At 58.4% G+C, this 22483-nt stretch carries 23 protein-coding genes and 1 pseudogene; 10 read left to right on the top strand and 14 right to left on the bottom strand.

The genetic code is table 11. From position 1 onward, the window contains the following. Positions 1–117: 117 nt before the first annotated feature. Positions 118–1926, bottom strand: coding sequence for a glycoside hydrolase family 99-like domain-containing protein (locus K6T25_RS15470; RefSeq protein WP_222918182.1), 1809 nt, complete (start codon positions 1924–1926; stop codon positions 118–120). Positions 1927–2365: 439 nt separating this feature from the next. On the opposite strand from K6T25_RS15470, the gene K6T25_RS15465 reads away from it, so the two are divergent. Then, positions 2366–3394 (top strand): tyrosine-type recombinase/integrase, encoded by a 1029-nt coding sequence (locus K6T25_RS15465; RefSeq protein ID WP_222918180.1) that lies wholly within the window; start codon positions 2366–2368, stop codon positions 3392–3394. Positions 3395–3612: 218 nt separating this feature from the next. Next, on the top strand, positions 3613–4023 hold the full coding sequence (locus tag K6T25_RS15460; RefSeq protein WP_222918178.1) for a hypothetical protein: 411 nt from the start codon (positions 3613–3615) through the stop codon (positions 4021–4023). A gap of 241 nt (positions 4024–4264) precedes the next feature. Here the strand turns inward: K6T25_RS15460 and K6T25_RS15455 are convergent, their stop codons facing one another. Continuing rightward, a complete protein-coding gene (locus K6T25_RS15455; protein ID WP_222918177.1) occupies positions 4265–6169 on the bottom strand; it encodes a hypothetical protein in 1905 nt (634 codons plus the stop codon). A 371-nt stretch (positions 6170–6540) separates the two neighbouring features. Between K6T25_RS15455 and K6T25_RS15450 the strand changes: the two genes are divergently transcribed. The 5 genes from K6T25_RS15450 to K6T25_RS15430 all read left to right on the top strand — a co-directional run bounded on the left by K6T25_RS15450 (position 6541) and on the right by K6T25_RS15430 (position 9352). Next, the gene (locus K6T25_RS15450) at positions 6541–6930 is read left to right on the top strand and encodes a hypothetical protein (RefSeq protein WP_222918176.1); all 390 of its coding nucleotides are present in this window, start codon (positions 6541–6543) and stop codon (positions 6928–6930) included. Positions 6931–7136: 206 nt separating this feature from the next. Then, positions 7137–7709, top strand: a complete 573-nt coding sequence (locus tag K6T25_RS15630; RefSeq protein ID WP_225917876.1) for a hypothetical protein — start codon at positions 7137–7139, stop codon at positions 7707–7709. Continuing rightward, positions 7706–8257 (top strand): HNH endonuclease, encoded by a 552-nt coding sequence (locus K6T25_RS15855; protein ID WP_225917875.1) that lies wholly within the window; start codon positions 7706–7708, stop codon positions 8255–8257. Before K6T25_RS15630 ends, K6T25_RS15855 begins: the two co-directional genes overlap by 4 nt. Then, positions 8254–8871, top strand: coding sequence for a hypothetical protein (locus tag K6T25_RS15435; protein WP_222918174.1), 618 nt, complete (start codon positions 8254–8256; stop codon positions 8869–8871). Before K6T25_RS15855 ends, K6T25_RS15435 begins: the two co-directional genes overlap by 4 nt. Before the next feature lie 124 nt (positions 8872–8995). Next, on the top strand, positions 8996–9352 hold the full coding sequence (locus K6T25_RS15430) for a hypothetical protein (protein ID WP_222918173.1): 357 nt from the start codon (positions 8996–8998) through the stop codon (positions 9350–9352). A 28-nt stretch (positions 9353–9380) separates the two neighbouring features. Here the strand turns inward: K6T25_RS15430 and K6T25_RS15625 are convergent, their stop codons facing one another. The 5 genes and pseudogenes from K6T25_RS15625 to K6T25_RS15410 all read right to left on the bottom strand — a co-directional run bounded on the left by K6T25_RS15625 (position 9381) and on the right by K6T25_RS15410 (position 12297). Continuing rightward, on the bottom strand, positions 9381–9668 hold the full coding sequence (locus K6T25_RS15625; protein ID WP_225917874.1) for a transcription initiation factor IIB family protein: 288 nt from the start codon (positions 9666–9668) through the stop codon (positions 9381–9383). 45 nt (positions 9669–9713) lie between these two features. Then, positions 9714–9926 (bottom strand): annotated as a pseudogene (locus K6T25_RS15850) (cyclin family protein); the annotation flags it as partial. A gap of 126 nt (positions 9927–10052) precedes the next feature. Further along, a complete protein-coding gene (locus K6T25_RS15420; protein ID WP_222918172.1) occupies positions 10053–10358 on the bottom strand; it encodes a DUF3006 domain-containing protein in 306 nt (101 codons plus the stop codon). Then, positions 10358–11635: a lamin tail domain-containing protein gene (locus tag K6T25_RS15415; protein ID WP_321170892.1), complete on the bottom strand. Its 1278-nt coding sequence runs from the start codon at positions 11633–11635 to the stop codon at positions 10358–10360. Before K6T25_RS15415 ends, K6T25_RS15420 begins: the two co-directional genes overlap by 1 nt. 284 nt (positions 11636–11919) lie before the next feature. Continuing rightward, positions 11920–12297, bottom strand: coding sequence for a hypothetical protein (locus K6T25_RS15410; RefSeq protein ID WP_222918169.1), 378 nt, complete (start codon positions 12295–12297; stop codon positions 11920–11922). A 353-nt stretch (positions 12298–12650) separates the two neighbouring features. Here K6T25_RS15410 and K6T25_RS15405 point away from each other — a divergent pair, with 353 nt between their 5' ends. Beyond that, positions 12651–12884, top strand: coding sequence for a hypothetical protein (locus K6T25_RS15405; RefSeq protein ID WP_222918167.1), 234 nt, complete (start codon positions 12651–12653; stop codon positions 12882–12884). Here K6T25_RS15405 and K6T25_RS15400 read toward each other — a convergent pair. Genes K6T25_RS15400 through speD form a run of 4 tightly spaced genes read right to left on the bottom strand, consistent with a single transcriptional unit; the run spans position 12879 to position 15324 of the window. Then, on the bottom strand, positions 12879–13496 hold the full coding sequence (locus K6T25_RS15400; RefSeq protein WP_222918165.1) for a hypothetical protein: 618 nt from the start codon (positions 13494–13496) through the stop codon (positions 12879–12881). The two genes, K6T25_RS15405 and K6T25_RS15400, sit on opposite strands and share 6 nt — an antisense overlap. A 49-nt stretch (positions 13497–13545) precedes the next feature. Further along, a complete protein-coding gene (gene speE / locus K6T25_RS15395; RefSeq protein ID WP_222918163.1) occupies positions 13546–14454 on the bottom strand; it encodes a polyamine aminopropyltransferase in 909 nt (302 codons plus the stop codon). Beyond that, a complete protein-coding gene (locus K6T25_RS15390) occupies positions 14451–14921 on the bottom strand; it encodes a YkgJ family cysteine cluster protein (protein ID WP_222918161.1) in 471 nt (156 codons plus the stop codon). The genes speE and K6T25_RS15390 overlap by 4 nt, the downstream gene beginning before the upstream one ends. Beyond that, positions 14911–15324 carry an S-adenosylmethionine decarboxylase gene (gene speD, locus K6T25_RS15385; RefSeq protein WP_222918159.1) on the bottom strand — a complete coding sequence of 138 codons (414 nt, stop codon included), beginning with the start codon at positions 15322–15324 and terminating at the stop codon, positions 14911–14913. Before speD ends, K6T25_RS15390 begins: the two co-directional genes overlap by 11 nt. A 166-nt stretch (positions 15325–15490) precedes the next feature. Here speD and K6T25_RS15380 point away from each other — a divergent pair, with 166 nt between their 5' ends. Further along, entirely contained in the window at positions 15491–15967 is a 477-nt protein-coding gene (locus K6T25_RS15380) for a hypothetical protein (RefSeq protein WP_222918157.1), read from the top strand. Positions 15968–16087: 120 nt separating this feature from the next. On the opposite strand, the gene K6T25_RS15375 is transcribed toward K6T25_RS15380, so the two are convergent. Further along, positions 16088–16996, bottom strand: a complete 909-nt coding sequence (locus tag K6T25_RS15375; RefSeq protein ID WP_222918155.1) for a metallophosphoesterase family protein — start codon at positions 16994–16996, stop codon at positions 16088–16090. A gap of 535 nt (positions 16997–17531) precedes the next feature. Then, positions 17532–19301, bottom strand: a complete 1770-nt coding sequence (locus K6T25_RS15370) for a M48 family metalloprotease (protein WP_222918153.1) — start codon at positions 19299–19301, stop codon at positions 17532–17534. 121 nt (positions 19302–19422) lie between these two features. Here K6T25_RS15370 and K6T25_RS15365 point away from each other — a divergent pair, with 121 nt between their 5' ends. Then, positions 19423–19980: a hypothetical protein gene (locus tag K6T25_RS15365; RefSeq protein WP_222918151.1), complete on the top strand. Its 558-nt coding sequence runs from the start codon at positions 19423–19425 to the stop codon at positions 19978–19980. 37 nt (positions 19981–20017) lie between these two features. On the opposite strand, the gene K6T25_RS15360 is transcribed toward K6T25_RS15365, so the two are convergent. Further along, the gene (locus K6T25_RS15360) at positions 20018–22456 is read right to left on the bottom strand and encodes a M48 family metalloprotease (protein WP_222918149.1); all 2439 of its coding nucleotides are present in this window, start codon (positions 22454–22456) and stop codon (positions 20018–20020) included. Positions 22457–22483: the final 27 nt, after the last annotated feature.

Raw genomic sequence — 22483 nt, 5'->3', positions numbered from 1 at the left:
AGACAGACGCGTCCAACGGTCTATCTAGTTAGGCTAACTAATTAGCCTAACTAGACTGGATATCTCGCGGGGTAGATGGTCTATGCTCCTCGTCAGTTCGGCCTTTCGAAGCCAGCGCTAGTTTATTGATAGCGTGTACGTGTCAAACTGGTCTGTGATTGTCGTGGTATCCATGCGCTGGCCGTCGATCTTCAGTGTGATGGGCATTTCACCTGCTCCCTGTCCTGTAAGTTCGACCTGGCCAGACTCCGGCAGTGAGGGAACGCTGATTACAGTTTCAGAGCCCCCACCGAGCCACTGCCATGTGTTATCATCGGACTGTTCGGGTCCGTACGACCCCAAAATGAACGCAACTTCGTCGACACCAGTTCCAATGTCGGCATCGAGCTCTGCTTGACCATTTGCGTTCCGGATAGTCAACTGCTGAAGCATGAACGTGAGCTGACGCCCGTTCTCAACGTCAGGATTCATCGCTGACTCTGAAACAGTTCGATCAAAGGATACTGTGAATGTCTCGCCATCAAATGTCGGTTCCTCACGCTCTTCGGTGGCAAGGGCATTCGCTGTAATATCTAAGTACGCGGTCCCGTGTTCCTCACTCGGCTCAATCTGTGTGTCTTCATACCATTCATTGAATGAGGTAACAAGGATTGGGCCATCAGCGTATCGGCGGGCTGCATTTGCCGTCTGCTCGTAGATCTCCGGTGTCGATTGTACCGGTTCGTTGTCTCGCTGGACGTGAGTAATCTCGGTGTCATCGAACCCAGGAACCGCAGTCGGAATTACGTCAACATCGACGTATTCTGCCGCTCGATACCATGACCGGTATGATGATTGTGCGGCCTCAACGAACGCGTCAACAGTGGGATTTTGTGGGTCGTACACACTGTATGTCGTGACTGCGTCCGCGACCTCGACGATCGGAGATGCGTTGACTCCGGACTGTGTTGGGATGTCCACGATGAGGTACGGTCGTACACCGGCAGCCTCAACCGCTGCTTCATAGGCGCCCCGAACGTCCCCACGAAGGTTCTGCGCCACCCAGATATACAATACTGGCCGACCGTCGATGTGCTTGTACGCGTCTCTCTGGAAATACGTCTCAGCGAGATAACTGAGATCGTCAGCAAATTCGCTTTGAATAACGTTATCATCGAATTCGACAGGCTCAGAACCCAATCGACCAGTTGTTTCATATAGAATCGACCACTCAAGCTCGTCGGCACGAGGATGCTCAAGGATATCCTGCTGCAGGCGGTTGTCGTGACTTCTGTGTCGTCCCCACCAAGAAACGTTGAGCCATGAGATGCCGGCTTGGCGACACCAGTCGATGTGCTGTTCAATGACGTCTGGGTCGGTGGAATTGTAGTTCCCCAGAACGGGTGTCGACGGCGACTCTAAACTCCACTCACCATCGTTCCAGCTGTGTAACGGCGCTCCATACCACGGATAATAGTGCGCACCGACATCTCGAACGGTGTCTGGCTTGGCGGCTCGAACGACGACCGTCCCAATTTCTCGGTCGCCAACTGCGACTGTTTGTGTGCCCGTGTCCGGTGGTGTCGCTGTTAATTCGACTTGGGTTGTTTCACCGGGACTGAGCGACACACTCTGCGATTTCAATTGGTGACCACCGACAGACACCGAAAGCGTCTGCGCGAACTCTTCGTCTTCAGTGTTCTCGATGTCGATTGTGACCGTAATAGACTCTCCGTGAACGAGGTCCGTTTGATCGAGAGTCGCTTCGATGGTTGCGGCCGTATCCGCCGCAGTTGCCGATCTGGCGGTTGATTTCGTAGTTTCCGCTTCTGTTTGTACGCTGGTTTCATCGCTGTTGTTGGTTGAGGGCTGTCCACAGCCTGCGAGTAAGCTCGCAGTGAGAATGCCCGATGTCGATAAGAGAGACCGACGTGACAACTCAGCCATATTCTGGTTCAAGGCAATGTGGGTTGTAAACATTCGGCTCTGCTGAGAACAAAATAAGCAGAATCTATGGAAACTACAACTGAATTATTTATTATGTACTCTATTTTTCGATGACCGCTGATTTGGCACAGAAGAGAATTTCTATCGCAATATACGATTTATACGAGGGCGGATTCCGATATATCGGTCGAATTCGGGGGTATGAAGGCTAATTGCATCAGATTACGATTCTGCTTGATCCACTCTAGCTTACGCCAGTAAGCACAAGTGGATTCTAGTACCCCCGCGCCCTCGGGTGAGTCACATGGATACCGGAGACGAACAACAGGGGTTCACAGGCCGCGTTCGCCCTTCCACACCGCTACCTGACGCCCTCGAGGCGTTCGTCGCCAACGTGAGCAAAGGAGATTCCGGACGTCACCGGGGGGAGGTCGAGCGTGTGGTTGGCGACTTCGTCGAGCGAGCGCAGCGGCGGGGCGCTGATCAGGTTCGGGATCTCGGCCAACGCCAGCTCGAGCAATTTGCCGACCACCTCGCTCGGCGAGCGTGGGCACGCGAAGACGATCCCACCACCGGCATCACCGGCCGCACAGCCCACCAGTACTATGCGCTCGTCCGCTCCTTTTGCACGTTCCTCGTCGAACGTGACGCCCTGGAGTCGAATCCGGCGAAGTCGGCGGTCGCGAGCGACGGGCTCCCCGACCGCTCCGTCGGCGTTCGCGACGACGATCGCCAGCAGTTCTGGAGCCCGTCGACGCGCGACGATATCGTCCGGTGGTTGGACTGGCGCACTGAGGACGCGCTCGATCACGGTTGGCTCGAAGCAGATCGAGCAACTCGGGACCGTGCGCTCGTCGCTGTCCTCGCGTACTCCGGCGCTCGCGGCGCCGAGCTGTTCCGTGACCCCCAGAATGAGCGCCGTAGCGGCCTCCGGTGGCGCGACGTCGACCTCGAGGACGGCGTGCTCCGCGTGTACGGGAAAACCCAGGAGTGGCAGCAGTCACCCCTACTTGAGCCCGGCGTCGAACGGCTCCGCGCGCATCGTCGACGACAGGATCCACCGACCGAGGAGTGGCCGGTCTTCCCGACTGGGCACCTGCCGAGTCTGTACGAGGTCGTTCGCGATGCCGACGTCGTTGACGAGGAACCGACGAAAAGTACTGTGTGGCCGCTGCTGCGCGAGCACGACCTAGTCCCGCCAGCGCTGTCGACGGCGGGGGCGCGCTCGCTCCTGAAGCGGCTCTCGGCCGAGAGTGGGATCACACAGGATGGCGAGCCGCTGCTACCGCACGGCGCCCGTCGAGGGCTCGGTGATGAGCTGTACGATACGAGTGCAGAGTTGGCCCAGGAGGTGCTGCGCCACCAGTCCGTCGAGACCACCCACGCGAGCTATCGCGATGACGATATCGAGCGCCTCCGCGATGCTGCTGAGGACGCGCTCAGTGGTACTTCATCCGGCAATCGATAGAATCGAAGGGCTATTCCGGATATCCTGTCGCGTTTCCTTTCACAGGCGAACATTTGAATCGGCCGCTAATTAGGTGTGCGAACCTATCGGCGAAATTTCTGATAATTATGCTAGGTATTCGTACAACCGTGCTGAATACAGGGCGCATATGCAGCACGCGTCGTCACTCTTGCTCAGGGTGGCCGAATAGTTTTGCAGTTGCGATGGAAACTATATTTATGAGTGAGCCAGGTTCAGCGTGGGTTGAGCAGGGCGTCGGTCGGATTGTTGCCTATGTTGGTCGGAGCGAGACCCACCGCGTAGGGTTCGTTATCGGCGTTTCTCTGTTGTTTTTCCTGGTTGCGGTCGTGAATTCGTACTTTGGGGGGCTTGTACCACTCATCTTCAACGTCGTGTTGGTGGTGTTCCTCTACACGCGACCGTCTGCACGAGCGACGGTGACAGCCAGTGCCACTGGCCCCGGGCTCATCTATCTCGTGTTCTATCTCTATCGGGTCATTGGCCCCTTTGAAGGGCCTGTAGGGGGATACGAGCCGTTTCTATCGATCCTTCTCCGAGAATCTCAGTTGCTCGTAATCGGAATCCTGTTACTGGTGCTTGGAGCCTGGCTCCGTCGAATCACGTCGTGACGACCGGGTCTGCTGTATTCGGCTTCTATATTTAGCAAGTATTTATATCAATTTCTAATGATTTCAACAGAGCCGAAGGATTCAAAATTGCTCCAGGGTTGCACCACTGAGCGGAGTATAGAATACAATTCTCCCAAACGACTATTGAGTGATTTGCCTACTCAAGACCTTGTGTACCGCTTCTCATGTTCTCCAGGACCAGCTACCCTGACACAGAGTGAACTGATGGATCATCAAGAGGTTAGTCACCATCCGGATCAGTCTTGAAATATCTCAATAATCCAAGTCCCCCCGTGATTCCGATGGCTGTCAGTGGGACTGTGAAGCCTGGTTGGCTTACCGCTGTTTGGCTATTGGATGTGGATTCAACCGCCGATCCTGTAGGTGAAGATTCTGCTGGGGTCAGTGAGGTGGTGCCAGTTGAAGACTCGGTTGTGGTCGGTGTCGGGGTGGATGTACGACCAGTCGGAGCAGAGGCAAACTCTAATGAATAGCGTTGCCAACGGCTGTTCTCTGGAATGTCTATTGTTCCGGCTGATTCATCTCCAACAGTAATTGTAACTTCGAGATCTACTTGCTGAACCGGCCGTCCAGTGATCCTGAGTGCAGCCGCATTGGCTGCAATCTCAGCGGGGATGTAAATGTACGTCTGAGCAGTTCGTGCGTCCTCTCCAACGAACCAGCGCCAAGATCTGCCCCCATGTTCGGCAGGCCATGAAGTTCCCCCCGATAACACGGGCTCATGCATCGGATCGCCAATATCGTAGGACTTGATGACAGTTCCTTCACCGTCTAAAAACTCCAGCTGCGAACAGGCAAATGTCAGCCACCGGCTGTCCGCTTTTGAGACATCTTCATTGACTTCGTGCTCCAACACGGCTCGGTTAAAACTGAAGACAACAGACGTGTATTCAGGGAGTTGTGGGAGGGAGTTCTCTGAGATAATCCGTTTGAAATACTCGTAGAGAGGAGTTTTCGATCCATCTGGACGAATCAACCAGAAGCCCTTGCCGTCTTCATTCCCATAGATTTGCCAGTACAGTGTCCACGTAGCACCCCAGTCGAGAGAGACATTAGTAGCCAATTTGGAGATCCTCGTGCCGTTTTTGTCACCCACCCACGTGAGGGGCAGTCCGTATTCCCCTATGAAGACGTTCTTATCTGGGTCTACTAATGTCTCTGTCACATACTCACCGGGCGTAGGAGCATGCTGGTTGACGAAATCAAGGATGTCCCGCATTTTTTGCGGTGCTTCATTCGGATTCCAGCGTCTGTGTGCCGCCCACATCTCTCGATAAGAATTGTGTGAGACCAGATCGACAGTGGATTCAGGCACTACCTGGTTGATCACGCGTCGCTGACCACGCATCGCTCGCCGAACCATGTTGACCTCCGCTGCATGAAGGACTTTGACATCACTGTCAATTTCTTGCCGCGCCCGATTGACGCCTCGCTGACGAGCATTCAACCACTGAATCATCCCCTCGACAGCTGTGGCGGTTGGCTCTTGGTCATCCTCACGGATCTGATTCGCCTTGACTTCATCCCGTGCAGAAAACGGAAGGATTGCCCAATCACCCTGCCAATGCTGGAGAATGAATTCTTTCCCCGTCCCGTGGTACTCTTCTAGAAGATGGGCCGTTAACTCATAGAACGACTCTTCCTCATGTTGTAGTTGTGCATCACTGACACCATGTCTGAAATAGTGTTTTCCACCTTCTCCATGAGAAAACCCACCGGAGTCGTTCATCGAATATGCGACCAAAACATACGTCCTAAAATCGCGTTGGAACAGTTCCCTGAAGTACTCATGACGCGCGATCTCAACCATGTCAGTGAACTGCTCCGGCCAATCGCTGTTGTAGCGATATTTTTGTTCTCCTTGTGTCCCAATGTGGTGGAACCAGAGTTTGATGACTCGTGATCCAAGGTCGCGAATTTGCTTCGCACCTTCATTCAGATAATCATCATCGGTCAGGTGATAGTTTCCGTCGACGTGATTGACTCCAATCCGATCCCGAAATTGTCTGTCTTGACTATTTGCCCGAGCTGAGTTTGTCCCTAGAGAACTGGTAGAAAAAACTGGGACTGCTCCGAGCCCTGAGCCAGCAAGCTGTATGAACTGTCGGCGATGCAATTCGGGCACGTTCGTCACTCGGTAATAATATATAAATAAAATTTGGTAGGGTAATGACAATCTCTGCACCAGGCTGACTCCCGTGCTGAAAGGGACAACGCGACTCGACCACCGTCTACTGATTGAACAGCGCAGTCGCTAGATTCAAATCAATTGGACCTGAGCCTGTTCGTATCTCATGGCGGGGTGTACGTACTTCCAATCGGCCGACTGGTACGACCTCGCATGGTCGGCTGTCGCCGAATGGGATCTCGACGCTGCCGTCGACGCGCTCGATGCAAACTCGATTGATGAGGCACCAGTCGCCCCTACTCGAGCCCGGCGTCGAACGCCTTCGCGCGCATCGCCGACGACAGGATCCACCGACCGAGGAGTGGCCAGTGTTCCCGACGGCCCACCTCCCGAGTCTGTACGACGTTGTTCGCGACGCCGACGCCGTCAGCGAGGAGCCGACGAAGGAAACTGTGTGGTCGCTGCTGCGCGAGTACGAATTGGTCCCGCCGGCGCTGTCGACGGCCGGTGCACGATCGCTCCTGAAGCGGCTCTCGGCCGAGAGCGGGATCACGCAAGATGGCGAAGAGTTGCTGCCTCACGGCGCTCGTCGAGGGCTCGGTGACGAACTGTACGATACGAGTGCCGAGCTCGCTCAGGAGGTGCTGCGTCACCAGTCAGTCGAGACCACCCACGCGAGCTATCGGGATGACGACGTCGAGCGGCTTCGCGGTGCTGCAGAGGACGCACTCAGTGGTACTTCATCCGGCGACCGATAGGAGCGAAGAGCTATTCCGGATATCCTGTCGTGTTTCATTTTATAGGCGAACAAAACTCCGAGGGTGGGATGCCGATCGTGGCTGCGTGAGTGGGTTGAACGGGATGAAACCCACGTAGACAGCATATTGGTGCGGGCAGCACAAAGTTTTTCCAGTACAAGAAACATTGCTACGTGTACTCTAGATAGAGTACGGAGTACATGAAAATGAGACCTAAGATTCCAGACACCCTTGCACAGCGAATTGAGGAGGTGTATCGACACGGAAATCACGAGAGCGGAGCTGAACTCGTACGCCATGCTGCTCGCAAGCGTGTGAATGAGTTGGAAGCAGAGTATCATGCCCAAGAGAAAGAAGTCAGAGATGTGTTTGACTATGAGATCCGCCGATCAATGGGCGGAGGGGTGCAGATTCGGCTGACTCCCCGCACCAATAGCCCTGTTCGATTCAAATACTTCTCGAAAGGTGATCCACCTCACACCACGATACTCGATACTGGGACTTCGTATATCGGTGAAGACACCCTGAAATCGGCACTCCAGATGGAGGGTGTCAAAAATGTGAATATATTAACTGAAGGCACGATTCGAGTCGACGTGAGTGAGGAGAATCAGGTGCCTCTCTCAGGTGATGAGGATACCTTCGTCGACCGTATTTACGACGCAATGGGCGACCTCATTCAGGAGCGAAACCGTCGCGTAGTTGAGGGAGAGGAATCTAAAGATGAGGCGTATAAGCGTGCCATCAGGGACTATTGGAAGTACTCGCACCAACTATGACAGAGTGTATTATAGATGGGTGTGATGTGACATTCCATGATGCACGCGGAGTCGATTCGCATTTCGCTTTTACGACCTCTCCGTCGCATCCGCAGTCGAAAGCAGAAATCCTAAAACGTGAACTTAGTCGGGAAAACGAAACCGATAGATACCCTTCAAACTGGAAGAGTGTTCGCCAGCGGATACTTCAACGAGATGAGTACCAGTGTCAGAATCAAGGTTGCGATACACAAGGCGGACCCCATAGTACCGCTAAATTACAGGTTCATCATAAAACGCCTCTTTCAGAGGGTGGATCACATAGGACAAGCAACCTAATTACGCTGTGCCAGACCTGTCACAGCGATCATCATGGCTGGCCTATTGGAAGGAATGACGAGGGACAACTCTGGTTGCACGGTAGTGGTGACGATCTTCTCGTTCGGTGTGGTCGTTGCAACCAGGTGGCAATCCTGCGACGGAATCCCGATGATAATCGAATTATCTGCTCAGAGTGTGGCAACTACGAAATCGTAGAAGACCAGCCGAAGGTTAGTTTGAGCAAATGACAGAACAGCCATCAGACTCCAAGATAGATTCGTACAGTATCAACAGACGTGCAGTTCTCACCCTGTTCAGTTTGGGAGCAGTAAGTAGTGTCCCGAAAGCGGTCGCAGAACAAAACAGTGACACTTCAAGCTCAACTGAACAGAGTCGTCACCGTCTTCCTTGGAAACAAACGCGCTATCCACACCCTGTCTCTGCAGAAGAACTGGGTAACCGCCAATACGTCCCTGCTGGGAAGAGGATACACCATACGGGAGTCTGGGGAACTGTTGGTGATGAACCCCGTGAAAAATTAGAGGAATTCTTTCAAGTTACTGATCTCTCGTTCATTATTGATGGTGAAAGGATCTCATCCTCTGAAGGGTGGTGGAACTGGGAGAAAATCCCCTCAACAGACACAGAGACTGAGAATCAAGCACAGTGGCGTCGAGTATGGACCTACAGTACACCGCCTAAAGAGCCAGGAACATATGAATACAAAGTAATAGAAAGTTACAGTCAACCATTCACGACCAAAGTGGCTGAAGGAGAAAGCGAGACTTTGAGAGGTGTCCAGACTCGTGAAGGTAGATACACTGTGGGTCAATGTCTTCCGCCCTCCTGTACTGAACAATAGACAGATCGTCTGTACTTACCTATAGAGTCTCCTCGACCAGAAGCCGGTTCACCACCTCGAAGGCACAAACTCACCAGACCGGCCGATACTCACAATACCCCACAATTCAAATTGTGGGATAATAATGGCGGACGAATCCCCACCTACGCCGCCCGAGGATGCGCCCGCGTACGTCGTCGAGCCACTCGAACGGCAATCGGCGGACCGCCTCCGCGAACTTGCAGCGTGGGCAGCCAACCTCGCCGAACACAAAACGGCCACCGAACCCAACGGTGACCACCAGAAGGAGTTCCGTCGTCGGGTCGAAGCATCCGGCTATTCGGCTGACCCGACGGACTACGAGGCCGTCCCCGACCGTGCGTACATCTCGATCAAAGAACCGCAGGACGGGTACGAGTACGCTTACTGGCAGTGGCGCTCCGAGCCCGACGTCGACGCACCAGATAAGAACGAGGCGATTGGGCCACTCGACGACTCGTAACACTATTGTACGCGCCGTCTCACGTCAGTCACTCCGCCTCAAGGACAGTCTCCAGTTCGTCGCGACGTGTGTACGTCGTCATGAGCGTCGTGCCTGCCATCGCGGCGATCTCCTCGTGTGTTGGCGCTGATGCGAGGTTGACCAGATCGTACGCGTAGACAAGACACGCAGCAGCGATCCCTGCTCGCGAGCGATTGATCGTCTTGCCCGCATCCTCGAGTGCTTCGAGACAGGCGAACGCTTCAGTCGCGACAGCGTCGGGTGGATTTGCTTCGAAGCAAAGTTGAATGAGTACCGTTTCGACATCCGTGAGCACGAGCGGCACCTCACCTGTTCCCTGCAGTTGCTTGACCGCCTCTCGAGCAGCGAATTCATCAATATCGAGAGCAGCGGCGATCCGACACAGGGGTCGCGGAAGCCCGGCCGCGATACTCTCGATTCGGAGCGCGGCAGCGGCGAAGGGTCGAATGCCACGGCCACGGAGTAGATCATGCTCGTGGGCGACGACGAGCTGGTCACTCGCCGCATCGCCGACTCGGTCGGGGAGTCGGAGCTCTCGGACTGCGGTCGCGATCGCGGCGGCACTCTCCCCACGGTTCCATGCCGCCTTCGTATCTGCAGCGTCAAACTCTGGGATAGTTAGATCCGCATCTAACTTGCGCTAATATTACCGTTGTGGGATCGTCGTGTCCCGGCCACTCTAGTGGTCGTCCGTAGTGTCAGACCCAAGCCGGTTCGAAAGCTGGTCGAACCGATCTTGTGCCGACTCCGCTCGTGATTCCGTCTCCCGCTCGTTGTACATGGCCTCCATCAACTCCTGCGAGTCCACAGTCACTTCGAGGACGGCATCCTGGTGGCGGCCATCCTCGGGTAGCTCACTCTCGTCGACGACAAGTTGACGGAGCCCGTCGGGTGTCGTCACCTCCAGGACGGCGAGGTCGCCCTCGAAGCGATCGACCACTGCTATGTGCTCCCCGTCGGGGACGTCGTCGGTATCATCAGTCATTAGTTGTACTCCTCCTGCAGCACGATCGTCTCATCCTCCGCTCGGACAGTTACTGTATCCCCGCCATTGTTCCAGACTGGTGCAGATGTGCCCCAGTACAGGTCAGTTGTTGTATCCGAGCCACTCCCCGTGTGGAGGGTGATCTGACCCCCAGGCGCGAGCGTTGTTCCCTCAGGAACGGTGTAGACGTGGTCGGCGGCGTCCTCGACTGTCCACCCTGAAAGGTCGAGTTCGGTGTCGCCGGTGTTCTCGAAGACGACATACTCGTCGTTCAGGTTGTCGCGATCCGATCCCTCGGCGTCCGCGTGTACCTCAACGAGCTCGAGCGCGTCGGGGTCGGATCCGCCATCGGTGGAAGTCGGCGTCGACGTTGTCGTCGGCGTGACCGTCTGGACGTTGCCGCCCACAGCTGTGATCACAGCGCGCTGCTCGACGGGTGTGGTCGTGCCCGGCTCGACCGGGTCACCATCACGAATCGCGAGCGGATCCGTCGGTGCTTTGGCTTGCGTTTTGACCGTGACCGCTGAGCCGTTAGTCTCCATGACAACCGTGCCGTGGGTCGCCGTCCAGTAGATCGGGATCGACCGCTCGGCGAACCGCTCCAGGACGACCTCATGTGGGTGACCGTACTGTGAGTCGTAGGCGCTGGAGATCACGGCTACTTCTGGCGAGACGAGATCAAGAAGCTCGGAGCTGGAGCTGCTATCGCTGCCGTGGTGGCCGGCCTTGAAGATGGTCGCGTTGAGTGACTCGCCGTATTCCTCAACGAGGTACTCCTCTTGGTGCTCCTCGGCGTCCCCGGTGTGGAGGAAGCTTGTCTGGCCGAACGTCAGGTGGAGCACGATCCCGTTCTCGTTGCGGCTGTCGACATCCAGATAGGGATCTGGCGGTCCAAGCACGCGGGTCTCGACGCCCTCGAATGGAAGATCGTCACCTTCGCGGACCTCATACAGCGTGACGTCGTACTCTTCGATCGCATCGAGATACGCCTCGTACGTCTGCGTACTGGCGGCGATCCCGGGGTCATACACAGCGCCGACCCCCTCACCCTCGGTTTCGAGATACTCGATCACCGCGGCGTTTCCCCCGATGTGGTCAGCGTCATTGTGGGTGACGACGAGATGGTCGATTCGCTCGATATCGTGCTCTTTGAGATACGAAAGGACGTGTTCTCCGTCAGTCCGGAAATCGCCAGTATCGATGAGCATCGTCTCACCCGTGGGCCCGATGATGAGCGTGCTCGCGGACTGGCCTACGTTGATGAAGTGGACCTCCATCGAGCCCTCGGCCGACGACGACTGCGACTGCTCAGCTGTGGGTGTGTCAGAAGTGGACGGTACCGGTGACCCACCGTCATCCGTGACGCCTGGTGTTCCCCCAGTGCAGCCCGCGAGGACGACAACCACAGCGACGAGGGCCAAGTGCCACCTCCGTTGCATTCGAAGTAGATACGGTGAGCGACCACTAAGTCTGTCCGGTGCTGTGGCTTACTACCTCGAAGCGATCACTGTCGTGCGCTTCGAGCTCTGGGGGCTGTAGCTTTGGATTTAATAAAAATAATCTATTTTTTGCCCGACCCCGAAGATCGATGTCCGTCATCCCAAGCAGATATTCCAGTTCTGTCGGTATGTTGGCCATTTACATCACGCGGCTCTGAACCTCTACTCCTGAGTACCTCCCTGCGCTCACCGACAATAGAGACAAGTGACTCATACTCTGAGATTTCCTCTCCGTCTGAATTATGGTACTTGTTATTTTTGACAATCCCCGCTTCTTCAGCGTCATTCAGCCAGACCCGAACCGTTTCAGATTTAGCCCCACTGTGTCTGACTAGTTCAGATCTTCTTACTCTAGAGGAGTCAGACTCCAGTAATTTGTACATGATTTCGTAACCAAGCTTCCGGTTCAGCATCTTTTCCAACGAATCGAGTGGATCCATTCTCTTGCCCTCTTTATTATCTACATATTGAATCTCAGCCCAATTTTATCATATATGAATATTTCACTAATTGCCCACCCCAAAAACCGCATCCATCGTTCGCTATCCCCCGACGAGACACCTGTGTGAATCGGACGAGACAGCGAGATTTGGAAGGTGGTATTGTTTCAGGACCGGCCGCTCACGATCGCGAAAGCAGAAGGGTGAGGTCGGTTTCTGTGGAAAGTTCTTCGAGGAGTGTCGAAGGGATATCGAGCGAAGTTCCGAGCGAACATTCAGACGGACTCTGTAGTGAGGCAAGTAGTATAAAAAGTATATATAATAGCAAAGACCTTCGGCTGGACTACTCAGCTATGACACACAGACAGGGGAGAGTGTACGTGATCGGCGAAACCCAAACCGTCGCGGTGGCGTGTCCCCGTCCTCACCACCCACGATCCGTGATCGTCGACACGGTCGAGAGTGTCACTCGAATCGCAGAGGCGGTCACCGACCTGCATGGAACCCTCTACTACCACCTCGATCGACACCGACCGGTAGACGCACAGCCGACGGAGTTGGGAGTCCAGCGGGCGTTCGAGCTATGAGTTGGCGGCCTCGAGCTCGAAGTGCGGGTCGGGAAGGATATCCGCCACAGAATCGCCCCCAAAACGCGGACCGCTGGACCCGAACGTCATCCCCTGCCCACTGGGACCGGGAATGTCGAGGTCCTTCATGCTCAACAGGACCATGGCGTTCGGGCCGGATTCTCCCCACTCGGACCACGTGAAGAAGTGCCGCGTCTCTCCGGCGTTCATCGCGACGTGGCTCGGTACCCTCTGGTCGAAGTCCGATTGCGGGTCGTCTGAGCCGGCGAACAACATGTCCGGGATCTCGATCCGACCTCCATTTCTGAGATCGTATTTCGGTGGGTATGCCGAAATGAGATCGCCGTTGTGTTCGTCACCGTGTCGCAGCTGTTGTTCGGACAGCAGGATCCATCCTGCGGCCCTATCCCACGACCAGTAACCGGCCAGTTCTGCGTTCTCGGGCGCGCTGAAGATCAACTCCTCGACGCCCCCTGGGTCCGCCGGAAGCGATATGAAATAGCCGTCTTTGTTGTCCCTGACGGTGTTTTCCCCGAGCCATTCCCAACGCCCATCGGAGGTCTTGTGTGAGTGGATCAGGACGTAGTCAAATAACTCTCGGGTCCAGTCCACCCCGGACCGTTCACCAGCCGGGGAACAACGCACCGACAGTGTGAGGCTGTCAGGGGCGAGTGAACTCCACCGTCGCCTCCTCGGTGAGGATGGGCCACTCCTCGTTGAGGTTCGAGCGAACTCGCTTGTTCAGCGACCGGAACATGGCATGGCACAGGTCCGGCGTGAGCCACTCGGTGTCGATCCCCCGCTCGTCGAGCCGCGTCGCGATCTCCTCAACTGTCAACTCGAGGGGGTCGTGGGCGTCCGACACGACGGTGCGTCCCCAGAAGTCGATGTACGCCGGGACCCAGTGTCGGTATGGGCGCGCGAACTCGAACACGTCACTCAGGGTGGCGTTGATGCGGTAGAACGTATCGCCGGCCGAGTCCGGCGATTCACAGTGCGTGACTAGAACACCGTCGTCACGGAGACACCGCCGTAGTTCCGTATAGAACTCCCGCGTGAACACCGACGAGGCGGGCCCCTTGGGGTCGGAGATGTCCAAGACAACGACGTCGTACTCCCGCTCCGTCTCACGAACGAATTCTCGCCCGTCCTCAAAGTGGAGGGTGACGCGGTCGTCGTCGAACCCGGCCGCGAACTCCGGGAAGTACGACTTACACACCTCGACCACGCGTTTGTCGAGTTCGACGACGTCGATGCGTCGCGGGTCGTGCTTGAGTAGTTCACGGCTGGACCCTCCGTCACCACCGCCGATGACGAGGACGTCCTGCGGGTCCGGGTGCGTCAACATCGCCGGATGGATCATCGGCTCGTGGACACAGTGGTCGCAATCGGTCGCGATTTGGATCTCACCTTCGAGGGTCATTATCCGGCCGTAGCGCTCGGAGTCGAGGACGGTCACCTTCTGGAGGCTGGTGTCCTCGACGTGGATCGGCTCTGCACAGACGTACTGATACATCGTCTCGGAGTGGTAGTTCGCGAACCAGTGGGTCTCGGTAGTGTCGTAGGTCATAGGTCGTGTGGAAGGGTGTCGTAAGCGATCGTCGCCAGTTCGTTGTGCTCACCGGTGAACGGGAGGTCGTCGTATCGACGCAGTTCCGTGGCGTCGAACTTCGCCAGAAGCGCCCGTGCCCGTGACACGAGCTCGCGCCGGTCATCACTCGAGTATCGGCTACTGAGTGGGCAGCCAACTAGGACGATCCGAACGACCGCCGATTCGTCGTCGAGCACGAACCCGAGCGGGAAGAGTCGACAGTCGAGGGGGCGGTCGTCGTAGACGGTGCAGTGCCCCTCCTCGTCTAGAAGCTGGCATGCACCGTCGGCTCCTGTTGCCGTCCGGCGACCGTCGTCGGCGACGGCGGTCTCGTGTCCCGCCGCCCGGAGCCGGTCTGCATCCGCCGGTCGAAGGTACGCGCCTCCGGTACAGCAGGCGGAGCCACACTCGTCGGCACACAACGCTGCGGACGCCTCACGGCTCACTGCGACGCACCTCCACGAGGTACTCGTCGGGGAGCGGGAACCGCTCACGGAGCGTTTCGGCGTCTGGGAGGTCCGTGCACGTCAACAGTTCGACGTGCGCGTACCGATGTTCCGGCCACGTGTGTACGGAGATGTGTGACTCGCCGATGACACCGAAGCCAGTCACGCCGATCGGTGCGAAGTCGACGGCCTCGTATTGGAGGAGCGTGAACCCGAAGCGCTCGACGACGTCGTCAACCAACTGCCGAACCGCAGCTAAGTCGTCGAGTGCCGCGGACGGTGCCTCCAGTTCGATGACCGCGCGATACATCTCCGGTCGGGTCCACTCACCGTCGGGAACGCTGGGGCCCGTCGGAGCCTCCATCGCGGAACCCGCATCGGGCGCTGACGACTGGTGTGCCATCACCTGCGATGAGGACGAACTCCCGGGAATAAGTCTCCTACAGGCTACAGAAGTTGTAGCGTGCTGGCCACTCGGTGACGCCGATTACAGGCAGTCCGATCAGACAAGACAAACGATGTCCGGTCCCGGCGGTAGATTGAGATGGGTGCTCTGACGTGGACGTGATATGATCGATCACGACCGGGCGCACCGGGGACTGCTCGTGGTCTGTGTGGGTGTGCTGATAGTGAGTGCCGGCTGTACGGGGGGCCAGCAAACGCCGACTCCCGACTCAGACCCATACTTCGAGATAACGGAGCCGTCCCCGGCTCCGACCGGTCCCGCCGGTGGCGACGAAGTGATCACGTACGAGCGGTTCACCTCGAACGATCACGCGGCGATCGTCACGTTCTCGAACGCGGCGTACGAACCTGTTTCGGTCGGGATAACCATCTTCGTCGACGGAACAGTTGTGTTGGACCGTACCATCCGGACCGACAGCTCGTATGTGCTCCCCCTGGTTCCGTTAGACGTCGGTGACGACGTTCGGATCGTGACCTCGTACCAGGGGAACATTGAGGAATTCACCTACACCGTTCGTTCATCGGAAACCACGTACATCGATATTGAGGCTCACGAGGAGGGGATCCAGTTTCGGACGTGATCGGAGGACACCACAAGATGAGGTCAATCGATTGGGACACCGATGACCGCAGACTGTTCAGCGGTCAAGAGATAAAAAACAGTATCGGTAGAACTGGTGGTCTATTTGGACGGTTCGTCATCACTCGCCAGGGAGCCAATCCGGGGTGTGAAACTCGAACCCGACCCTGTCGCCCTCGAGTTCGACTGTCGTGATCCCTCGAAACCCGCCGTTCAACAGATGTGGTGGCGGAGCGTCGTATGTCCCGTAGCCTCGGACGTGACTGTGTCCCGAGACGGCGAAGGCTGGGGACGTGGCACGGATCGCGCCGGCGATGGCGAGTGACCCCTCGTGCAAGCCGTCCATCGGCCGGTTCTCAGCTGAGTGGTGGCGGTCGAGGTCGGTTCCGAACGGTGGGACGTGTGTTGCGACGAGCGTCCGTTCCGGGGTGATGATGTGATCGCGGAGGCGAGTTCCGACCTCGCGGATGCGAGTGAGGTCCTCATCGGCCACGGCCGGGAGGCCGAGGGCGTCACGCACCTCGGACACGTCGCGGGCGCCGTCGATGAGCGCGTCCACAGCCCCCAGCAGCTGCTGGCTCGCCTGCGATTCTCGGTAGCGGTCGACGTGGCCGTGCTCGTCACGGATCGCGAATTCCGATGCTGACTCGTACTCGATCTCACAGCCTGCGTCGAACTGCGTACAGCCCCAGCCGACGACAGCGACGTCGTCGAATACGGTCTGCCCGTCGAACGCCGCTCCCGTCACCGACCGGTCGTGTGCGAGTTCGACGGAGTCGAACCCCTCGGCGACGATCCGGGCGGTGGCAAGCGGGTCGTGGTTCCCGGGGACGTACACCGTCGGTACGTCGTGGGCGTCGAGTCGGGCGAGTAGCTGCCGGGCCTGCTCGCAGTGGTCCCGTTCGGGTTTGTCCAACAAGTCGCCTGCGATCACGACGCCGTCGGTACCACGTGGGAGTCGGAAGTCGTCGACGACCGACTCGTAGGCTGGCTTGAGGTGAATGTCGTTGAGGACGGTGATCGTCGGCATGGGTCGGGTTGTGATGGCTGTTTGCGTTCTCGAGGAATCGAACACTCGGTGCACGTTTGACTGGTGGGGTGCGACGGTTGCACGGGTCGCCTGCGGGCGGGACGGCCTCGGGCAATCATCCCACTTGAGCGTTGTACGTTGGGAGCGATCCGTGGCGGGCCCGATATCGACGCTGCTCTCGCCGTTCGATCTGACGGGCGCGCCGTCGGTCGTTGGTGTACACACACCGGTAGTGTGTGAAACACTTTGTGTCACTCCGCCGGTGAGCCCGAAGGCGCTCCGAGACCGTTCCGGATCCCAAGTACACTGTCCGGACTGTTCCAAATGTCATCTTCCCGAGCTCGTACACGCCGACCGCGTCCTCAGGCGTCTCCAGTCGATATCGGACCCACGGCGATCGCACGCTCATCCGCCCTTCCGATCGTGACCGCCGCCGATCAGTGGGTGTCGATCCCTATACACGAACACAGTGTACCTTCGATACCGTGTATGGATTCAAACGGTTCGGGCAGGTCTACAGTCGGTGTAGCCACTGTCACTCGGTGGTCGATTCGCGCTCGTCGTCACGGAGCGCCTGAATCCGCTCACGACGGGTGGGTGAAGCGGGATGGACCTGTCCAGCGAAGTTCCCGAACAGGAGGAGGTACAGTCTGTCGACCGGTCCGGTACGGTCGGTTTCGTCGGTGCGCACCGTTGTCGCAGTCGGGAGGAACGTGAGCCACCGTGATTGCGGTGACGGCATCCCCTCCGCGGAGCGCAACGCACTCAACAGGGCCTCGGTTCCGTCGATGCCGCTGTCTGTGAGCCGTCGGACCGCCATCTCGTCGGCTGTCTCCTCCCGGGTCATAAAGTCGTACAGGCTGTACACGACGTTTCGACCGAGGAGCGCACCTAGGGGTGCCAACGCGAGCACCACCTGCAACCACGCCCCACGGTGCACGATGTGACTCTCCTCGTGGACGATAATCGCGGCCAGCTCAGCCGGAGAGAGTTCGGATATCGCCCCCCGTGAGAGAACGATCCGGTCTGTCCACGGGTCGCTGTAGGCGGCGGCGAAGAAGCCGTCGTCATCGACGACGTACACCGAGTACCGGGGTTCGACTGGCAGGGGTGGAAGCAGATCTCCCGCCGGTGGGTACCGACGGAACCGAACCGCAGACTGCACCACACGGCGCGCTTGGTAGGTTACACCGCCGAGCAGTACCCACAGAGGGGTCGCGAACAACAGTCCCGCCCCGAGCAGCGGCCATCGGGGAGTCAGTCGGCCGGAAACGCTAAGCCAAAACAGACAGCCGCCCACGGACACGATCGCGAGGAGAAGCGTGGCGGATGAGACGATGCTCGTCGTCGCCAACACGGCCGACCGAAGCGTCTCGACACGGCGTCCCTCTCGGTCGAACCACTTACCGATCACTGGGCCCGCGCTCGCGATGCCGTTCCACACGACGGCCCACGTCGACGCGACTGCCCCACCGGCGAGGAGTAGTGCGACCGGATTGAGCGTCGATAGTTGCGGCCGGACACGAACAGCCGGGTCACCGAATATGACCGCGATCAGCGGGAGGCCGACGATCGCAGCCGCCGCCAGGACGGTCGCCACACGGGCGGACCCTCGCGTCGTGATTCCGCCGAGACAGAGGAGTCCAATACCGAGTCCCGCTACACCGGCGATGACTACGGGCAAAATTGGAACGTTGACGCGGCTCACGAGCGACAGAAACGCCCACAGAGACAGCGCGGTCCCACCCGTCACGAGGGCGTGGACGACGGGGACGAGTTCGACACGTTCGTGTGCTCGTGGTGCGACCGCTGCCAGGTAATTCCGTGCCGTCGGTGACCCGATGAGAGCGCCGACACCGAGCACGCCGACTACGGCAAGCGTGACGCCTACAGGACCGTCGACGAGGAGGACGGACCCCGCGAGGACCGCGATCCACAGTACCGGCCCGACTCCCGGCAGCCGATCCGTCGGGTCACGAACCACGACGCCCGGGATAGTGAGTGTCGCTCGACAACAGACAATGAGAACGCACACCCCGACCGCTTGGATCGCGACCGCCCAGCCGGTGGAGCGAGTCGCGGGGGGTGCGAACTCACCGACGATCAGACATATGAAACCGAAGAGTACGGCGAGGAACCATTTGGAGCCGACGGTGACGCGTTCTGTCACTCTCCACGGCACCGTCTCCTCGTTCGTCTCGACCGTTCGCTCTCGTCCGAGCGCCCTCGCGAGCGGCGGATCTGTGGGTCTGCGGGGATCGCGAACCCAGTCACCGGTCCGCTCTGCGACGACGAGCCTCGGCACGGGCTACTCGTTTGATCGTGGCATCATAACCGTTCTGTCGAGAGCGCAGATCTCCCGCTCGAGTCGGGTGATTCAGCCGGGAGGGGAAATCTTGAATACATGTCCACGGCCCACTATTTTCATGAGCGATTGGGGCACGACACCGGACTGGGAATACCTCGGCGACGCGACGGTTTCCAGCGCACACAGAGTCACCGTTCCGCAAGATGTGTTCGATCGGGAGATCCTACAGCATCCGTCACTCCCGCCACGGGAAGACGGCACAGGACAGGCCCACTGGAGTTACGATACCGCGAACGGGTGGGTCATAATCTCCGACCGCGAACTCGATCAGGACATCACGATCCAAGAGGGGAACCTCGTCGAAGGGGGAATCGAGACGGTTCGCTACAAATCTCCTGGCAGAAATCGATACACGGAGGTCGGTGACGAAGACGACAACTACCGCGTAACGATCCCCAGTCAATTCTTCAACGACTCCGTCGAGGACCTCTCTCGTGTGCCCGAAGCCGTTCAGGTCGAGGTAAAGGAAGTTCGCCACTTCGTGACGGCAACCGAGTTCTACTCGGACGAGCCGACACCGGCGAAGTCGTGCTACCTGTTGACGACGTCTCAGCTGAACACGATCCTCCGCGATGATTACGACCCGTCGGCAGGCGACACTCCCCAGTTCATCTGAGAACGCTCGTCACGCCGTCTCCCTCTCGGTCTTATGTTTACTGCCGGCGGAGACGCTTTACCCTCGTCTTGACATCTGGATGGGCTCGCGTCATAGTGAACCCGCCGTAGAATAGGCCAAGCACGCTCCCGAACACACCGAGGTCTAGCTCCCGCGGGGCGAAGGAGGCGAACGCGGCAGCGGTGAAGTCCGACGGCTGTTGGCGATCACCGGTGGCCTGTGCGCTGGCTCGTCTCCCGGAAACCTGTTCGAGGGCGTCGATCAGCTGCTCAGCCGACGTGGCATCGACCGCGTGATCGTCGGCTCGAAGTTCGCGGCGACGGAAGTTCAGTGCGCCCAAGAGGACGTTCTGTCCCGTGAGGGTAGCCCCAGCGAGGACTGGTGCAAGGACACTGAGTACCCCGTCTGTGTAGACGGACGCGTGGGCATCTTCGTGCGCCAACAGTGCCTCCAACTCCCGTGGATCGAGCGCGTCCGCATCGCCGGTCGAGAAGAAGACTATCCCGCGTCCACCGAGCGAGATCGCGCGCCCCCCGCCGACAGGCCCATCGTAGACTCGGACCTGCGCGTCGATTACTCCCTCACGAACCCCGTAGTCCGTCGGGTCGACTGGCTGACTCCGTCCCAAAAGCTGCCAGACTGTCACGAGTTTAGACGTGACCTGATACGCGACACCCCCCAGCGGGAGAGAAGCGGTCGCGACGAACGGGAGAGCCAACAGCAGTCGAACCGGCTGACTCCGATCCGCCGTCGCCGCATAGAGGTCACCCGCGACCAGTACCGTGACACCGATCGTGGCGAGGGACAAGCCGACCGCAAGGAGGTATCCCCCCCATCGACGGATTGGGCCGATCGTCGACTCCGCACCGATCCCTTCGAACCGGGCGGCTGCAGTTCGACGGGTCGACCGAAGTACCCGTGCAACCATACCGACATTGAGCAGTGCGTACATGGGGACACCCCACAGGAGAAGGTCTGGGATCGATCCGGTCTCGATCCCATGGAACGCAAGTGCCGCCGCCGGCGCACCCAGCGTGAACGTGATTAGCAGGTACTGTAGCGTCGGATGCGCTAGGTAGACCGGCTGTGTGTCCGGTGTGAGCTTCTCCACGAGTGAGTCGTATCGAAACGTGATGAGTGCGAACACCACGAGACCGATAATCGTGAGCGTCGCCCCAGCTGTTGGAAGGGTCGAAGGCCACGCGATACCCACGCCGAACAACGACGCAATCACCCAGGCGACGCGCGTGATAGGTTCTGATTCCCGCCTGACCATACATGCGGGGTCGGTGATGTCGATCCCACGAGGGTACAAGAGCGATGGGAGAAAGATCGTCCCCAGACCCAACAGTAGCCCGACGAAGATCGACGGTGCGTACAGTACCGCAATTAGGCTGTCCGAGTGAGTCGAGATCCAGACCAGCGACGCAGCGATCACGGCTGTGAACATGACGCCGACACGATAGTCATCGGCGACGAACAGTCGCTCGGTGACGACGTATCCACCGCCCCCCTGGGGGTCGTCCAGCCCCTCTCGTACGATCTCCCATTCGTACCGACCGTTGAACCCGTATCGCGTTAGCTCACCGCCACCGAGGAGTTGCCGCTCGCTCGGCGACTCGATGACTGGGTCGATGTTGATCCCGACAGTTGAGGCCGCCTCGTCGATCCGTTCCAGAACGACGCCTTCTCTCGTCGAGTCGAACTCGACCGTTATCTCACGATACTCCTGGGTGAGATCATCGCCTGACAAGTCCAGCAACTGGCGGGGCATCTTACGGCGGAGGCGTTCCCAGTCGTCACTCACCCACACCAAGCCGATGACTCCCGCCGTGCCCCCGGCCATGATGAACAACCCGACGACCAACGGGACCCGGTAGATCTCGGAGGTTATCAGGTCCGGCTCCACAACGAGCGGAAGCGCGACGGCGAACAGCAGAACAGCTTGCGCCGATACGATGTAGCCGATCCCAACGAGTAGACTCTTGATGTGCTTCTCAACCACGTCTTCCTCCACTTCCTGAAGTGGCGTCGGGAGCCGCCCAACCCGAAGGAACCCCAGCGAGGACCCGAGTGAGAGCAGCCCCATGAGAGCGGTCGTGGCGTACGCCGGCCACACCACGGTTTCCGGGGGTTGGTTGATCCCACCCGGTCGAGTCGGCATCAGATCGAGCGTTCCGGTGCCGACTCCGAGCAACACCGCGGAGAGAACAGCCATGGTACCGAAGATACTGACTAACCCGGCCAATCCGAGCGTGTTCACGGAGAGCCGTTCGGTCGCAGTCGTCGTCTCTCCATCCGCTTCGATACTCCACGAGTAGGAGGCGACGACACCCCACGCGGTCAACGTCCCAGTCGCTGTCGTGGGATCGTAGTCGATGTCCGTCACTGCGATCTCCCGCTGAATCCGATCGCGAACGACCGCCTCGGAGGCGTCGAACACCATGCGAGTGTCGGCGACCACGACCTCGGGCATCGAACAGGAAGACGAGCTGGCGGGGTC

The sequence above is a fragment of the Halobaculum rubrum genome (assembly GCF_019880225.1).
Lineage (GTDB): Archaea > Halobacteriota > Halobacteria > Halobacteriales > Haloferacaceae > Halobaculum > Halobaculum rubrum.
The sequence above is the reverse complement of the archived record's forward strand: the minus strand, read 5'-3'. Positions and strand labels throughout refer to the sequence as shown.

Bases quoted from the DNA above. Each gene is read 5' to 3' on its own strand.
- K6T25_RS15405 (WP_222918167.1), top strand. From the start codon at position 12,651: ATGACACACAGACAGGGGAGAGTGTACGTGATCGGCGAAACCCAAACC.
- K6T25_RS15630 (WP_225917876.1), top strand. From the start codon at position 7,137: ATGAGACCTAAGATTCCAGACACCCTTGCACAGCGAATTGAGGAGGTG.
- K6T25_RS15470 (WP_222918182.1), bottom strand. From the start codon at position 1,926: ATGGCTGAGTTGTCACGTCGGTCTCTCTTATCGACATCGGGCATTCTC.
- speE (WP_222918163.1), bottom strand. From the start codon at position 14,454: ATGACCTACGACACTACCGAGACCCACTGGTTCGCGAACTACCACTCC.
- K6T25_RS15410 (WP_222918169.1), bottom strand. From the start codon at position 12,297: ATGGATCCACTCGATTCGTTGGAAAAGATGCTGAACCGGAAGCTTGGT.
- K6T25_RS15360 (WP_222918149.1), bottom strand. From the start codon at position 22,456: ATGCCCGAGGTCGTGGTCGCCGACACTCGCATGGTGTTCGACGCCTCC.
- K6T25_RS15460 (WP_222918178.1), top strand. From the start codon at position 3,613: ATGAGTGAGCCAGGTTCAGCGTGGGTTGAGCAGGGCGTCGGTCGGATT.
- K6T25_RS15855 (WP_225917875.1), top strand. From the start codon at position 7,706: ATGACAGAGTGTATTATAGATGGGTGTGATGTGACATTCCATGATGCA.
- K6T25_RS15435 (WP_222918174.1), top strand. From the start codon at position 8,254: ATGACAGAACAGCCATCAGACTCCAAGATAGATTCGTACAGTATCAAC.
- K6T25_RS15430 (WP_222918173.1), top strand. From the start codon at position 8,996: ATGGCGGACGAATCCCCACCTACGCCGCCCGAGGATGCGCCCGCGTAC.
- speD (WP_222918159.1), bottom strand. From the start codon at position 15,324: ATGGCACACCAGTCGTCAGCGCCCGATGCGGGTTCCGCGATGGAGGCT.
- K6T25_RS15420 (WP_222918172.1), bottom strand. From the start codon at position 10,358: ATGACTGATGATACCGACGACGTCCCCGACGGGGAGCACATAGCAGTG.
- K6T25_RS15380 (WP_222918157.1), top strand. From the start codon at position 15,491: ATGATCGATCACGACCGGGCGCACCGGGGACTGCTCGTGGTCTGTGTG.
- K6T25_RS15415 (WP_321170892.1), bottom strand. From the start codon at position 11,635: ATGGAGGTCCACTTCATCAACGTAGGCCAGTCCGCGAGCACGCTCATC.
- K6T25_RS15365 (WP_222918151.1), top strand. From the start codon at position 19,423: ATGAGCGATTGGGGCACGACACCGGACTGGGAATACCTCGGCGACGCG.
- K6T25_RS15375 (WP_222918155.1), bottom strand. From the start codon at position 16,996: ATGCCGACGATCACCGTCCTCAACGACATTCACCTCAAGCCAGCCTAC.